Below are 13,370 nucleotides of genomic sequence, written 5' to 3'. Positions count from 1 at the left end.
CTTGTCCAGGGTCAGATCCGAAACAGCCTTGCGCAGCCGCTCATTCTCTTTCTGAAGACGCTTTAGTTCCTTCAATTGGTCCGTGCCCATTCCACCGTACTTTTTCTTCCAGCGGTAGAACGTCTGTTCAGTCACGCCGATCTGGCGGATCGCATCCAGACGCGGCATCCCTTGCCCCGTCAGAACCTCAACCTGCCGTAACTTCGTAACAATCTCTTCTGGCTTTGGTCGCTTGTTTGCCATCTGTTTCCTCCGTTTTCCTAAACATAGCGGAGGACCACTTCAGTGGGGGAAGACCATGCGCAGCTCGACCTCGGGCTGGCCCATCAGCCAGAAGGACTGGTTTGAGGAACGCGCCCTTTTCAGATCCTCGGTCAGCAGGTCCGTGTTCATCTGCACCTTGAGGAAGGTCATGCCAGGCACGTTCATCTCGTCGATGTCCTTCGCGGCCTCCGGGTCAAAGGTGAAGGCGCAGAACAGCAGGAACTTGGGCTTCGGCATCAAAGTGTAGGCTTCGTTCATCGCCTCTTCGACCTGACGCTGTTCCAGCGCGGCGTGTTCGGGGCCGAAACTGACCACGACACGCTCGCCCGTATCGGTAAGTGATCCGCTGGCATGCAGGAACTTGGTGCCGGGGATTACCTCGAATTCGGCAAAGCGCATCATGTTGCCGCCCTTGCCCCGCACACCGGTTTTCAGCAGTTCATCGCGCCAGAGCGATTGGCGCGAGGTTTCGCCAGAGCGGGCGACGGTGCTGTCGGCCTCTTCCGCGGGCAGGCTTTCGTCCAGCGACAGCACGGTGGGCGCGGGCACGGCCTCGACGCTGAACGGGCCGGTGATGCGCAGCTTGTTTTTGTCGATGCGCGGCTTGTCGTAGAGCGTTTCCTGATCGGCGTGATCGGCGATGGATTGATCCATGCGAAGCTGCATGGACTGACGGGCCTTGTGGAAGGCCTCGAATGGGGCCTTCGCGGCCTCGGGCCAATCGGTGGGTAGGTCAAAGGGCACCTCCCATTCTTCCAGCACATCGCCATCGCGGAAGGAGACCTGCTTGCCCTTGCGATAGCCCTGGGTGGGCTTGATCGGCAGCGGCGGTGCGGATGTGAGCGTGGCGTTCAGATCGGCCAGCGCCGCCGCGATCTTCGGGTGATCCTCGTCATGGATCGTGTCGATGTCGGGATTGTTGGCGATGCTCTTCAGCGTGATATGCGGCACGGTTTCATAATCGAACCCGCCCTTCAGCCCTTCATGCGGATAGCGCAGGGCGTAATAGTCGAAACTGGCGGTCATTAGCCGCTGTTTGGCCAGCGTGATCGCCACGCGAGAGGTGTCTGTCGCAGGTAATCCAGCGCCGCCCCCATTTCTCGGCGACAAAGGCGGTGGTGCCGGAGCCGCAGGTGGGGTCAAGCACCAGATCGCCGGGATCGGTCGTCATCAGGAGGCAGCGTTCGCAAAGTGACACCGATGACTGCACGACGTATACCTTGGGGTCGCTTCGACTTTGCACAGCGCCGCTGATATCCTCCCAAGAATTGACGATGGGGAAGACAGGGAAATCTTCATAGTAGCGAACATATCGTAGCGTATTGCCCTGTATTTCTACCCGGTTGCTCTTGAGGAGGCGCGGGAACCCCTCTTGACCTGTCTTCCAATACCCTGCGCGTGGCCGGTAGTCTGAACCTTGGTACTCTACCGGAAAGTCGCCGGGTGGCCTTTGGCTTGTAAGGTCGCCTTGAGCATAGGGTTTTGCGAAATCGGGCAGTTCGCCAGTTTCTTCGTCTAGCAAACTCTTTAGCGGAATCCGCTTTCCGGTCTCTGTTTGAACGCGAGTGTAACCGGACGCGCCTGAATCCGCGCCTCTCTTTGGGTTGAACAATTGGCGGTACTTGAGCTTCGATTTGTCTTTTGCGAACCAAATAATGTAGTCCAATACACCCGGTAGAAGCTCGGCAGTTGCACTGGAGGTCTTTCGGGCCGAAACTTCACTAACGAAGTTCTCAACGCCAAATACCTCTTCAAGCAATAAACGCGCAGTGTGAACATTTTCATCTCCAATCTGCACAAACACCGATCCGCTCTCGGTCAGCAATTCCCGCGCCAGCATCAGCCGGTCGCGCAGATAGGTGAGGTAGGAATGGATACCCAACTCCCAGGTGTCCCGGAACGCCTTGATCATCTCGGGCTCTTGCGTCAGGTCGGCGTCTGACCGGTCCTTCACGTCGCGCTTGTTGGTAAAGGGCTGAAAGTTCGACCCGTATTTGATGCCATAGGGCGGGTCGATATAGATCATCTGTACCTTGCCGCCCATGCTCTCTTTGGTCAGGAGCGAGTTCATCACCAGCAGGCTGTCCCCCGCCACCAGCCGGTTCGACCAGCCCTTTTCGTGGTGGTAGAAATCCAGCGCCTGGCGCAGCGGCAGGTTCTCGAACGGCGCGGCGAACAGGTCCGGCTGCCGCCACTGCGTCGCCGCATCCTGCCCCTTCATCCGCCTGGCCGCACTCGCCAGGATCGTCGCCGGGTCCACCCGTTCATGGACGTGGAGCGAGACGGTATCGACCTCGAACGAGGTCTTCTCCGCCTTGCCCGTCCAGTTCAGGTAAGGGGCCTGCAAGCGTTTGAGTTCCGTCAGCGCATCCTTCATCCGCACGGGATCATCACTGGCCAGCGCCTCGTCGATCAGCGTCTCAATCGCGCCGCGCGCGCTGTCAAAGTTCAGCACCGGGTCCAGATGCGGGTCATAGGCCCAGGTGGACTTCTCCCCATCCGGGTCCGTGTCCGCATGCACCATTCCCACCTCGGGGTTGTTCACGCGTGTCTCATCGTGCCGGTAACTGAGCACCTCCGGCGGCTGATCTGATTTCCGGACCGTTGACTTGCTGGATTTCTGGCCGGCGAGGCGTTTTGGAACCTCGGCGAGAGCCTGTTCGACAGCCTCCAAGGAAAACTCCGGCTTTATGTCCGCGCGGTAGATCGATCCGCCCCGCCCCTTGCCCCTGCCGAGCACCCCCTCGTCAATCAGCATATCACGCGCCTCTAAATAGGCTTCCTCCGTGAGGCTCGGGAAATGATCCCGCAACCGCGCCAACATCGCGCCATTGCCAATGGTCGATCCGTCTTCGGGGGTCAGCGACCGGATCAATGCAGAAAGATCGGATGACATGGTGCCTCTTACTCTTGAAACAGATGTGTGTTGATGAACCCCAGCGGGATTATCGATCTTTCACATGTTCGAGTTGGTGCTTGCGGTCCCGTGACGCCGTAGAGATGCGGAGTCTGAGATAAAATTCCAAAATCCCCGCCAGCGCCACCGCAGGAAACAAGACCAGCACCACAACTGCCGCCACTGGAAGCGCGGCAAGCACAGGATCAATCGTCCCGGGCACTGAAAAAAGCTTAAGCTTGGCAAAGAGAACCGTGTATATGATTGAAGCCAGCAAACCGACTTCAAAAAGCGGGTTGGTGAAACGATTCACATCGCGGCGGATGCGCTCGAGCACGACCAAATTTTGGCGCTGCCACTGGGGCGATTGAGTAACCTGCATGTCTATTCTCTCAACAACTCTATCCACGTGTGAACGTCTTCCATCTTTATCTCCTTGCCATCGGTCAAAGATCTATACCAGCGCGCGATAATCGCACCCCGTTTTTCGCTTTTTATGCGAATTCCTTGCTCGGTCAGATAACGATCAAGAGATGTCTCGAACTCTTCCAATGCGTCGATGTCATGCTCAACACGGGCAGACTTCGAGCCCAAGAGGATCCACGTCACGTCAGAACCGTATTTCTCATGGATCGCGACCAGTCCCTCGACTGGAACCCCACGGTCCCCCTTTTCGTAGCTGTGATAGGCGCGCAGCGACACCCCGATCTCTTTGGCCATGTCGGCTTGTGACAGCCCGATCTCATTACGTGTGATCGCGAGCCGAGCCCCGATCCCCACAAACAAATCAGACGACTTTCGCACCATAAGCAGTTTCCGTTTGACGTTTGTGCTCAAAATTGCCAATGTGCACAAAATGACGTATTTAATTGCTTGAGTGATCTGAACACGCAGGATCGAACAGGACAAGAGATTCCTTCTAACGAGATCGAAAGGTGCCGAATTTGAAACAAGAACGCCTCCTGTCACCTAAACAACTCAGTGAAATAGTTGGGCTGAGCCCTGCGCAAATTCGCGCGCTCATGAACACCGGGAAACTGGAGTTCGTCGAGATTTCATCGAAGACAAAGATGATCACCATGGGCGGTTGGGAACGTTTCCAGAGGAACGCAACCAAAATCAAAAGAACCAAAGGCCCGACGGCGAGTTAACGGAGGTGCCAGGCCATGGCGACAACAAATCTCAATATCAGCGTGACGAACAAGCGGATGCTCAAGAGGTCCGAAGCCGCGAGTTACACTGGGTTGGCTGTCAAGCACTTTCAGATGGCTTGTCCCGTTCGCCCAGTGGAATTGAAGCAAGGCTCACTTCTGTGGGATCGCCACGACCTCGATCTTTGGATTGATGATGTGAAGTCCGGATCCGTCACGGACACGCGAGAATCTATTTTGGATCGTCTTTAATGACGCACGTGCGAGTCAAAGGCTTCAAGATTTTCAAAGACCGGCATGGCAAGCCGCGATGCTATCACCGAGAGACCGGGCACAAGATTGACCTGACTAGTGCGCCCATTGGTTCTGCCGAGTTCTTTGCCGAGTGTGAATCGATCCGCGCCATCGCCGAGGCGCAGCGAGCGAAAGCCCCAAAGGCCGGAACGCTTGGCGGGCTGATCCAGTCCTATTTCGAGACTGAGCACTATCAGAACCTCGCGGAGGCGACCCGGCGCGACTATCGCAAGTGCGCGGACTTCCTTGAGCCGATCCGTGACACTCCGATCCATATAATCGACACGCCCCTGATTGCGGGTATCCACGACAAGGCAGCGAAAAAGATAGGCTGGCGTCGGGCAAACATGGTCCGCACGCTTTTGAGCGAGGTATTTCGCTACAACATCCCGAAGGGACTCATCTCCGCGAATTTCGCCAAAGACGTGATCCCAAAGCGACGCCCACGCGATCAGACCTATGCCAACCGTCCCTGGACCATTGAGGAGCGCGATACCGTCCTGCGTAGGGCCAAACCTCGTGTCCGAGTTGCCTTGGCCTTGATGATGAACACAGGCCTCGATCCGTCCGATGCGCTGCGTTTGCGCAAGGATCAGGTCGATGGCGACACGATCTGGGGCGTTCGGGGGAAGACAGGTGAAGAAGTTGCAATTCCAATCAGCCCAACCCTTCAGTCCGCACTTGACCGCATGCCTAACCACGACGCCGAGACTGTGCTTTCCAATTCGCGCGGTAGGGCATGGACTTACAACGGCTTTTCGACAGTTTGGTACCGCTTCAAAATTGCTCTTGAGAAGGAGGGCCTTATCGAAAGAGGTCTCACGCTTAAGGGCTTGCGGCACACGGTCGCTACGACGTTGCGCGAAGCAGGCCTCGATGAACGCCGCATCGCGGACCTTTTGGGGCAGAAAACACCATCCATGGCACGGCACTATTCACGCTCTGCAAACCTTGCCGACAAGAACCGCGAGACCATGGCCACACTGGAAGAAGAGAACAGAAGGCGGGCAGAAAGTGTCAAACCTTCGCAGAAAAGCGTCAAACCTGACCGAAACGAGGATCAGATATGAACAAAGAACATAATCATATCAGATTTTTTAGTGGTGCCCGGGGGCGGAATCGAACCACCGACACGAGGATTTTCAATCCACTGCTCTACCCCTGAGCTACCCGGGCACTGGGTGAAGGCGTTCGCCCTCGGGTGAGCGCGTCTTAGACAGATGTTTGCTGGAGGTCCAGAGGGTTCTGGAGGAAAAAACGACCTTCTGTCGGGTTTTCTGATAAAGACCCGAAACCTGGTTAATCCTCCTGAGGTGCCGAGGCTCCGGTGGGAGTTTCGTTCCAGCTTTCGTCCTCTTCGGTCGGGATGGCATAGCTGCCCTTGAGCCAGCGGCCGAGGTCGATATCGGCGCAGCGGCGGGAGCAGAAAGGACGATACTGGGGCACGCCGGGTTGACGGCAGATAGGGCAACTCATCGGGCCTCCGGAAAAAGCTGGTGCAGCGGAAGACGTTCACGGCGACGTTGCAGTTCCACGTGGCCGAGCGGCGTCCATCCAGCAATGACCGTAGACACCGGATCGGCGCGCAGAGCTTTGGTGAGGACCTGATCGATCTGCCGGCGATCCTTCTTCGGCGCGGGCGCCATGTCGATGACAATCTGCCCGCCGAGGCCGCGACACCGGAGGGCAGCGGGCAGGGCGCGGCAGCAGGCGATATTGGCCTTGAGACCTGCGGCAAGCGACCCGTCCGCACCGGTATTCACGTCCACAGCCACGAGCGCACGGGTAGGCTCAATGCTCATCCAGTGATCTTCGGACAGGGCGACACGGGGCCAGAAGAGCTTGTCGATCTCATCCTCTACGCCCTGAGCCGCAAAGTTGCCGGGATCCGTGATCAGTGCGTCCGGCATGTCCCAATCCTGCCACGCCTGCATATGGGGATCTGGGCCCTCGACGAGCAGTTCGGGGTCCGAACTCGTATCCTGCCCCACTGTTGCGGCCAGCTCGGACATTGCGATCAGGTCGCCTGCGACTTCTTCGCGGTCGGCGGTTTCGCTGGCAGACCGCAGAATCAAGCCGAAGCTCTCGGTCGGCGCGCCCAACATATCGTGGGCCAGCTCCAGCAGGCTTTCCCGGATATCATCATCCCGGATCTGTCGCGACACGTTGTAGCCGGGTTTGCCGGGCGTGATGATCACGTGGCGCGATTTAAACAGCGGATCCGCAGTGACCGGAACGGCCTTGCCGTCGTCTGCGTAGCCTGTGACTTGAACCAGAAGGCTCTGGCCCGGCCTGAGACCCGAGGCCCGGCGGAGAAAGCCGCTCTGGCCGTCGGGTAAGCGCAGCGTAACACCGCCCTGACCTTTGAACTGGCGATCAACAACGGCGCGATAGATCGTTCCCGGAGTCGGGACTTCGTCATCGGCCGCGATCAGCAGATCATCAAGCTGGCCATCGACCATGCGCGCGGCGGCGAGGCGGCCCCGATAGCTGTCGAGATGGATCACGGTGCCTTTCATGCGGCGGACCTCCAGACGGGCAGCCCGGCTGCCATGAGCAGGTGGGCGGTCTCTGCAAGCGGTAAGCCCATGATGGCGGAATAGGAGCCCTCGATCCATGGGATAAACGCCTCGGCGCTGCCCTGAATGGCATAACCGCCAGCCTTGCCCCGCCAATCGCCGGAGGCGATGTAGCCGGAAATCTCGTCTTGGCTCAGCCGCTTGAAGCGCACAGAGCTGACGGACACCCGTTCAAGCAAACGCTCATCGGTGCGGACCGCAACGGCGGTAATTACCTTATGGCGACGACCGGATAGGAGCTTCAGGAACTTGCGGGCTTCGTCCGCATCTGCGGGCTTGCCGAGGATACGGCGACCCGCCGCGACCGTGGTGTCGGCGCAAAGGACAACCTCGCCCGGTGCAACCGCGGACGCCAGCGCCTTTTCCCGGGCCATGCGCTCGCAGTATGGACGCGGCAATTCGCCGTGCAACGGGGTTTCATCGATGTCGGGTGCGCGGATCTCGGCGGGCTCAAGACCCAAACGCCCCAGCAGCTCAAGCCGCCGGGGCGAACCGGATCCCAGAACGAGGCGCGGTGCCACGTTACTTGAAACGGTAATTGATCCGACCTTTGGTCAGGTCATAGGGTGTCATTTCGACCTGAACCCGGTCGCCCGCCAGAACACGGATGCGGTTCTTACGCATCTTGCCCGCCGTGTGCGCGATGATCTCATGGCCGTTTTCCAGCTCGACCCGAAATGTCGCGTTCGGCAGGAGTTCCTTCACGACGCCGGGGAATTCGAGCAGTTCTTCCTTGGCCATGGTCACTCCAAATTTGATATCCGCCAAGCGCGGACTGCGCCTAGATGGTCCCGTTCGCCCGAAAAATCAAGCCGCATCAGTTCCGGCAGGTCAGAGCGCAGAGCAGGGTGAACAGGCGGCGTGAGGTTTCCTCGTCAATCTCGGCCTGCGGCGCGAGGCGGGCGCGCAATTGGCTGGCCGCTTCGGCATGGACAGCCCGTCGCGCGGCGTCGATTTCACCGATCTTGCTGGGGGGCAGAGACCGCACGGCCTCCATGTAAGTGTCGCGTAAAGCACTGTAATCCTTGAAGGCCTGAGCCATCGTGCCAAGACCGACCGCAAAACTGCCCTGCTGCGAACCCGCAGATTTCCATTCAAACCGCGCTTCGCTCCGGTCCAGAGACAGGGTCAGATCGTAAGGACCATCTGGCCCGTCGTTCAGGGAGAAGCTGTTGCTTTCCTGCAAATCAAACACGGCTACACGGCATTCCTGATCGATTTCCGGCGTCGGCGCCGAAAGGTTCGAATCGTCCACCTGGACGCTGCGTAGATACGTCATCGGCCGTCACCCCGTATGGATCTGACCCTCCCCTTCGCGACTATAGGTAGCGCAACGAGCCCTGTCGAGGTCAGTTGAGCTGCCGCAGACGCGCCGTCACACTGAGTCCGTGTGCCTCCAGACTCTCGGATCGCGCCAGCGTTTCGGCAGCCGGCCCGATCGCCCGGAGCGCCTCGGGCGTCATCCGGGCCATGGTGGTCCGCTTGACGAAATCCATCACTGACAAGCCGCTGGAGAATCTTGCCGACCGTGCCGTGGGCAAGACGTGGTTCGGACCGCCGACATAGTCGCCGATGGCCTCCGGTGTCCATTTCCCGAGGAACATGGCGCCCGCATGGGAGATCTGCGCCGCAAGCGCCTCCGGGTCAGGGACGCATAGCTCCAGATGTTCGGGCGCGATGCGGTCGGTCAACGCTGCTGCCTCCTCCAGATCGCGGACGGTGATAATGGCGCCGTAATCCCGCCAGCTTGCCCCCGCGATGGCCCGGCGTTCCAGGGTTTCGAGACGCTTTTCCACGGCCCTGGCCACCGCTTGCCCGAAATCGGCATCAGTGGTGATCAGGATCGACTGGGCGCTCTCATCATGCTCGGCCTGACTGAGAAGATCGAGGGCGATCCAGTCCGGGTCATTCTCACCATCGGCGATCACGAGAATTTCTGACGGCCCTGCGATCATGTCGATCCCGACGCGGCCAAAGACGCGACGTTTCGCAGCGGCAACGAAGGCATTGCCGGGCCCGGTGATCTTGTCCACCGGGCGGATCGTCTCGGTGCCATAGGCCAGCGCCGCTACGGCCTGCGCGCCGCCGATCCGGTAGATGGTCTCGACCGCCGAGAGCCGCGCGGCGAGCAGCACCAGCGGGTTGGCGATGCCATCGGGGGTGGGCGCTGTGATCACGAGGCGCTGGACGCCCGCGACTTTGGCCGGGATCGCATTCATCAGAACCGAGGACGGGTAAGAGGCGAGACCGCCGGGCACATACAGCCCAGCAGCACCCACCGCTGACCAACGCCAGCCCAGCGTAGCGCCTGTCTCGTCTGTCCAGCTCTGGTCCTCAGGCATCTGGCGACGGTGATAGGCCTCGATCCGCGCGGCTGCCAGTTCCAGAGCTTCGCGTTCGGCGGCGGACACCTTCGCGATCTCGGCGTCGATTTCAGCTTCGGTAAAGGCCAGCCGGTCCGGCGTCAGCGCCATTCGGTCGAACTTCTCCGTGAGCTCGCACAGCGCCGCATCGCCGCGCGCCCTTACATCGGCAATGATGCCCGCGACGATGTCGTCCACTTCGGGGCTGTCCTCGCGCTTCATGGATAGAAGCGCCGTGAAACGCGCCTCGAAATCCGGGGCGTCGGAGTTGAGGAACTGAACCATTGGGGGCCTTTCGTGGGGTCAGATACCGTGATCGGGCAGCTTGCCCGAAGGGGCGAGATAGGGGCGGGTGACATCCCTGAGCGTCGCTTCGAGGGCTTCAACACCAACGCGAATGGCACCATCTCCAGCGAGTGTCAGAAGAACCGTGCCGGTCCCGTCCTCGCCCGGCTCGAACTCGACAGACAGAAGCGAGAGCACCGTGTTCCCGTCGGCGCGGTTCACACCCATGGTCTGAACCGATTGCACATCCTCAAAGGCCAGTACTGTCTGCACCCGTTCGGGTTTCCCCCGCAGCGCCGCGCCGTCCTCGCGCCGGATCCGGTTCAGCAGCAGCGCAAAGCGCCGATGCCCGCGATCCCAGCGCATTTCGCTGATCGGAAATACGGAGTCCTGCACCAGACCTGCAATCACTGCCAGATCTTCGCCGTCTAGTGCGCGCAATCGCAATGGCCCGCCATGGGCATCTTCGAAACGCGCGTCATCGGTCATGATCCGGGCATCCTTTCAATGGTCGCGCCGACGGCACGGAGTTTCTCTTCGAGCCGCTCATAGCCGCGATCCAGATGGTAGACCCGGTTCACCTGCGTCTCGCCTTCGGCCGCAAGCCCTGCGAGGATCAGCGACACCGAAGCCCGCAGATCGGTCGCCATCACCGGCGCACCTTTGAGTGTCTCGACACCCTGAACGGTAGCGGTGCCGCCATGGACGTCAATCTTTGCGCCCATGCGGATGAGCTCGGGCGCGTGCATGAACCGATTCTCGAAGATCGTCTCCTCCAGCACGCTGGTCCCGTCCGCGAGGCACATGAGCGCCATCATTTGCGCTTGCAGGTCGGTGGGAAAGCCCGGGAACGGCTCTGTACGCACATCGACCGAGCGTACCTTTCCATTGCGGCGGGACACTTTCAGACCACGATCCGTCTCGATGATCTCGACACCGGCCTGCTCAAGCTTCTGCGCGAAGGCCTCGACAAGATCACGGCGCCCGCCAATCAGTTCGACCTCGCCGCCGCAAATGGCCGGCGCGATCATGAAGGTGCCCATCTCAATCCGGTCGGCAATCACCCGGTGGGTACAGCCATGGAGCGCGTCAACGCCCTCGATCACGATCTCAGAGGTCCCGGCTCCCTCGATCTTTGCGCCCATGGCCGAGAGGCAGCGGGCCAGATCCACTGTATCGGGTTCGCGCGCGGCGTTGCGGATCACCGTAGTGCCCTTGGCAAGCGTCGCGGCGGTCATGGCGTTTTCGGTGGCGCCGACTGAGACCAGTGGGAACTCTATGATGGCCCCTTTTAGGCCGTTTGGGGCGCTGGCGTGGACATAGCCTTCGCGGAGCTCGATCTCCGCGCCGAGCGTCTCCATGGCCTTCAGGTGCAGGTCTACCGCACGAGCGCCGATGGCACAGCCGCCAGGCAAGCTCACCTCGGCTTCGCCCTCACGGGCCAGGAGCGGCCCCAGCACATTGAAGGACGCGCGCAGTTTGCGCACGATCTCATACTCGGCCCGACGGGACGCGATCTGCTCCGCCGAAAGCACCATGACATGACCGTTCTGGAGCTGCGCGATCTCGACCCCGAGGCTCTGCAACAATTCCGTCAGCGTCCTGATGTCCGATAGCGCCGGAACATTGGTCAGAGTTACGGGCTGGTCGCTCAGGATCGCCGCTGTCATAAGCTTGAGACAGGTGTTCTTGGCGCCCGAAATCGGGATTTCTCCGTGCAGCTCATTGCCGCCGGTTACAACGATGGAGTCCATTACTTTGCCTGTCGCTCGCTCTTTTCCTCGGTCCGGGAAGCCGCCGCCCGCGCCTTGGCCTGAGCCTTGCGTCGCGCAAGGTTCGCCTTCAGCGCCGATTTCAGACGCGCGTCGCGGTCTGACCCGGAGGGTTTCGACGGTGCTTTTTCCCGATCTGACATGGCCGCCCTGATAGCTCAGCCATGGGCCGGGGTCCAGTTGCGAAGGCCGCCGTGGCGACCACGAAAAAAATCCCAAATCGGCCCTTGCGCCCCCAGAGGCAACGGTCTATCAGCGCGCCACCCATCGGGCGCTGCCGTAGCTCAGGGGTAGAGCACTCCCTTGGTAAGGGAGAGGTCGAGAGTTCAAATCTCTCCGGCAGCACCATCGGTTAGGCCCAAAATCGCTATCTGTTTGCACATTTATTCGCACAGTTATTATCTCCTTTCGATGATTTCCAAGGCCCGCTGCTGATGGTGCGGACTGTGATGCCAATAGTGCTTTCTGATCGTTTCCGCCGATGTGTCGAAGTATTCGGCGACGTCCTCGACGCCCAGTCCATTCATGACCGCCTATGTGATCGCGGTATGTTTCAGAACGTGTGGCGTCACACCGTCGATTCCTGCCCGCTCGGCGGCTCTCCTGATGCCGGTCTTTATGCTGTCGATAGCCTGCCCTCGATACATCACAACGTGGGTGCCGCCGTCTGTGATTTTGTGCCAACGCCGAATATATGCGCCAAGCTGTCGAGGCATTCTGATCCGGCCACGGCGCTTTTTCGTCTCGGTCTGCCCGTCAGCTCTAAAGCGGATTGTCATGGCGTTGGGATCCAGCAGTGCTCAGATCAGTTCAAGAACCGCCGATGCGCGACATCCCGAGTAGATCGAAAGAATGATGAACCGGCGGACGTGAGGTTCGGCATTCCGCAGGAGCGCAGCGGCCTCGGAAGGGGACAACCAGCGGTCGCGCGATCCGCCGGGCTCAGGAAGCGTGGCTGCAACGGGATGGCGTGCAGCCTGGTGTTCCGTTCTCTGGTGAAACTGTCCACTGGACCGCTTCATCCTCCCTCGAACCCCTTGGTGCGACCGATCAGGCGACCACGCCCCTCTTTTTTGGCGGCCACGTTGGTCGCTGTTCGGTGGGCCTTGAGGCATGTCGCATCGATCATCACGGTCGACTTCTCGCCGTGTTCCGGCGCCAGCCCGGCCGTCATCCGCGCGAAGATGCCCTTTTCGCTACAACGCTTCCAGCGGCTGAAGAGTGGTTTGTGCGGTCCATATGCAGCAGGAGCGGCACGCCATCGCAAGCCATTGCGATTGATGAAGATAATCCCGGTAAGCACACGCTTTTCATCAACCCAGGGCTTCCCGTGTGATTTGGGGAAGACAGGTTGCAGACCCGCTATCTGCACGTCGGTCAACCAGAAGAGATCGCTCATGTCCCCACTCCGTTTTCGGAGGCGTGAATAACGCAGCGCAACAGAAATCAATGCATCCTGAGGCTAAGTGTTTGATCCCACGGTTTGATGGTGTGATCCTTTCTCAGGAATGGAAGGAAGCATTATGGGACAAGTTCGTCACGGGAGCGCCTCGACCACGCACGCTGTCAGAGCTGCAATACAGCGATCGCAAGCTTCGCTCACGCAGCTGAGCAAGGAGCTGGGCATCAATCCCAAGACCGTCGCGAAGTGGCGCAAGCGGGCGACGGTGGAGGACTTGAAGACTGGGCCGAGGGAGCCGCGTTCGACCGTTCTCACCGAAGCGGAGGAGGCCATGATTGTCGCATTCCGGCGTCATACGCTACTG

Annotated in this window: 15 protein-coding genes, 2 tRNA genes and 2 pseudogenes; 3 read left to right on the top strand and 16 right to left on the bottom strand. The window is 59.9% G+C overall.

The window, feature by feature from the left end; genetic code table 11:
• The 5 genes from FEV53_RS17990 to FEV53_RS17975 form a co-directional block, all read right to left on the bottom strand.
• A partial coding sequence (locus FEV53_RS17990; protein WP_142836113.1) for a transposase occupies positions 1–243 on the bottom strand: 243 nt, incomplete at its 3' end.
• A 39-nt stretch (positions 244–282) separates the two neighbouring features.
• Positions 283–1,290, bottom strand: a complete 1,008-nt coding sequence (locus FEV53_RS21315) for a hypothetical protein (protein WP_221931662.1) — start codon at positions 1,288–1,290, stop codon at positions 283–285.
• The gene (locus FEV53_RS21310) at positions 1,247–2,809 is read right to left on the bottom strand and encodes a site-specific DNA-methyltransferase (RefSeq protein ID WP_221931661.1); all 1,563 of its coding nucleotides are present in this window, start codon (positions 2,807–2,809) and stop codon (positions 1,247–1,249) included. The genes FEV53_RS21315 and FEV53_RS21310 overlap by 44 nt, the downstream gene beginning before the upstream one ends.
• A 400-nt stretch (positions 2,810–3,209) precedes the next feature.
• Positions 3,210–3,542, bottom strand: coding sequence for a hypothetical protein (locus tag FEV53_RS17980; protein WP_142836112.1), 333 nt, complete (start codon positions 3,540–3,542; stop codon positions 3,210–3,212).
• A 2-nt stretch (positions 3,543–3,544) separates the two neighbouring features.
• Positions 3,545–4,069, bottom strand: coding sequence for a helix-turn-helix domain-containing protein (locus tag FEV53_RS17975; protein ID WP_246100903.1), 525 nt, complete (start codon positions 4,067–4,069; stop codon positions 3,545–3,547).
• A gap of 493 nt (positions 4,070–4,562) precedes the next feature.
• Here FEV53_RS17975 and FEV53_RS17965 point away from each other — a divergent pair, with 493 nt between their 5' ends.
• The gene (locus FEV53_RS17965) at positions 4,563–5,675 is read left to right on the top strand and encodes a tyrosine-type recombinase/integrase (RefSeq protein ID WP_142836110.1); all 1,113 of its coding nucleotides are present in this window, start codon (positions 4,563–4,565) and stop codon (positions 5,673–5,675) included.
• Between the two features lie 31 nt (positions 5,676–5,706).
• Here FEV53_RS17965 and FEV53_RS17960 read toward each other — a convergent pair.
• From FEV53_RS17960 to FEV53_RS21010, 10 genes are all read right to left on the bottom strand, one after another.
• Positions 5,707–5,781 (bottom strand) — tRNA-Phe (locus FEV53_RS17960).
• Between the two features lie 123 nt (positions 5,782–5,904).
• Positions 5,905–6,081, bottom strand: coding sequence for a DNA gyrase inhibitor YacG (locus tag FEV53_RS17955; protein ID WP_142836109.1), 177 nt, complete (start codon positions 6,079–6,081; stop codon positions 5,905–5,907).
• Entirely contained in the window at positions 6,078–7,124 is a 1,047-nt protein-coding gene (locus FEV53_RS17950; protein WP_142836108.1) for a ribonuclease E/G, read from the bottom strand. The genes FEV53_RS17955 and FEV53_RS17950 overlap by 4 nt, the downstream gene beginning before the upstream one ends.
• Positions 7,121–7,705: a Maf family protein gene (locus FEV53_RS17945; protein ID WP_142836107.1), complete on the bottom strand. Its 585-nt coding sequence runs from the start codon at positions 7,703–7,705 to the stop codon at positions 7,121–7,123. The genes FEV53_RS17950 and FEV53_RS17945 overlap by 4 nt, the downstream gene beginning before the upstream one ends.
• A gap of 1 nt (position 7,706) precedes the next feature.
• The gene (gene infA, locus FEV53_RS17940) at positions 7,707–7,925 is read right to left on the bottom strand and encodes a translation initiation factor IF-1 (protein ID WP_021097168.1); all 219 of its coding nucleotides are present in this window, start codon (positions 7,923–7,925) and stop codon (positions 7,707–7,709) included.
• A gap of 76 nt (positions 7,926–8,001) precedes the next feature.
• On the bottom strand, positions 8,002–8,463 hold the full coding sequence (locus tag FEV53_RS17935; protein WP_142836106.1) for a UPF0262 family protein: 462 nt from the start codon (positions 8,461–8,463) through the stop codon (positions 8,002–8,004).
• Positions 8,464–8,533: 70 nt separating this feature from the next.
• Positions 8,534–9,832 carry a histidinol dehydrogenase gene (gene hisD / locus FEV53_RS17930; RefSeq protein WP_142836105.1) on the bottom strand — a complete coding sequence of 433 codons (1,299 nt, stop codon included), beginning with the start codon at positions 9,830–9,832 and terminating at the stop codon, positions 8,534–8,536.
• An 18-nt stretch (positions 9,833–9,850) separates the two neighbouring features.
• Complete coding sequence (locus FEV53_RS17925) at positions 9,851–10,321, bottom strand: DUF2948 family protein (RefSeq protein ID WP_142836104.1); 471 nt, start codon at positions 10,319–10,321, stop codon at positions 9,851–9,853.
• On the bottom strand, positions 10,318–11,586 hold the full coding sequence (murA, locus tag FEV53_RS17920; RefSeq protein WP_142836103.1) for a UDP-N-acetylglucosamine 1-carboxyvinyltransferase: 1,269 nt from the start codon (positions 11,584–11,586) through the stop codon (positions 10,318–10,320). The genes FEV53_RS17925 and murA overlap by 4 nt, the downstream gene beginning before the upstream one ends.
• Complete coding sequence (locus tag FEV53_RS21010; protein ID WP_185962301.1) at positions 11,586–11,747, bottom strand: hypothetical protein; 162 nt, start codon at positions 11,745–11,747, stop codon at positions 11,586–11,588. Before FEV53_RS21010 ends, murA begins: the two co-directional genes overlap by 1 nt.
• Positions 11,748–11,877: 130 nt before the next feature.
• Here FEV53_RS21010 and FEV53_RS17915 point away from each other — a divergent pair.
• Positions 11,878–11,952: transfer RNA gene (locus FEV53_RS17915), tRNA-Thr, on the top strand.
• 685 nt (positions 11,953–12,637) lie between these two features.
• Here FEV53_RS17915 and FEV53_RS17910 read toward each other — a convergent pair.
• Positions 12,638–13,003 (bottom strand): annotated as a pseudogene (locus FEV53_RS17910) (transposase); the annotation flags it as partial.
• A gap of 124 nt (positions 13,004–13,127) precedes the next feature.
• Here FEV53_RS17910 and FEV53_RS17905 point away from each other — a divergent pair.
• Positions 13,128–13,370 (top strand): annotated as a pseudogene (locus FEV53_RS17905) (IS481 family transposase); the annotation flags it as partial.

It is taken from the genome of Palleronia caenipelagi, from assembly GCF_007004065.1.
Classification (GTDB): domain Bacteria; phylum Pseudomonadota; class Alphaproteobacteria; order Rhodobacterales; family Rhodobacteraceae; genus Palleronia; species Palleronia caenipelagi.
Note: the sequence above shows the minus strand (reverse complement) of the source record. Positions and strands in the feature narration are given on the sequence as shown.